Origin of the sequence: Acidicapsa ligni (genome assembly GCF_025685655.1) — a bacterium.
Taxonomy (GTDB): Bacteria; Acidobacteriota; Terriglobia; order Terriglobales; family Acidobacteriaceae; genus Acidicapsa; species Acidicapsa ligni.
The window spans coordinates 1-637 of record NZ_JAGSYG010000017.1 but is presented as its reverse complement, the minus strand read 5'-3'; the positions used below and the strand labels follow the sequence as shown (position 1 = coordinate 637).

General features: G+C 55.6%; 1 protein-coding gene. It reads left to right on the top strand.

The window, feature by feature from the left end; translation table 11 throughout:
- The coding region (locus OHL19_RS22960; protein WP_263360194.1) for an Ig-like domain repeat protein at window positions 1-637 on the top strand (637 nt) is incomplete at both ends.

Sequence of the window (637 nt, the reverse complement as noted above, 5' to 3'; positions counted from 1 at the left end):
TCTTTATCGGTATCATCGAGCGGTGTATCTCAGGGTACGGCGGTGACGTTTACAGCGACAGTGAGGAATGGGACTACCCCCGTATTTCCAGGTCTGGTGCGGTTCTGCGACGCATCGGCGGGTGAGTGTGAGGACATGGCGATCCTGGGGACGGCGCAACTGAGCAGTGCAGGTACGGCGTCGATTACCCTTCGGTTGGGAGTGGGGACGCACAGCATTAACGCGATCTTTGTAGGTACGTCCATATATCAGGCCAGTACATCGAGTACACAGACAGTTGTGGTCGCGAGCAGTGGAAGCTATGCCAGCACCACAACGCTTGTGCCAACAGGCGGTGCAAATGGTTACACACTGAGTGGCGGCGTTGCCGGGTATGGACCCGCGGCTCCGACAGGTTCGGTGTCGTTTCTCGATACGAGCAATGGCAATGCCCCGCTTGGATCAGCAACCCTGGGGACACCGGGCTATGCCATGCAGGGTCCTGTGCTTTATGGAGACAACAGTTCGAACTGCAATAACGCCAACTGCGTCGCGATTGCATCGGATGTGGATGGCGACGGCATACCGGATATTGTTTACACGAATTACAACAACAATACAGTTTCGATTTCCATCGGCAACGGGGATGGAAGCTTTC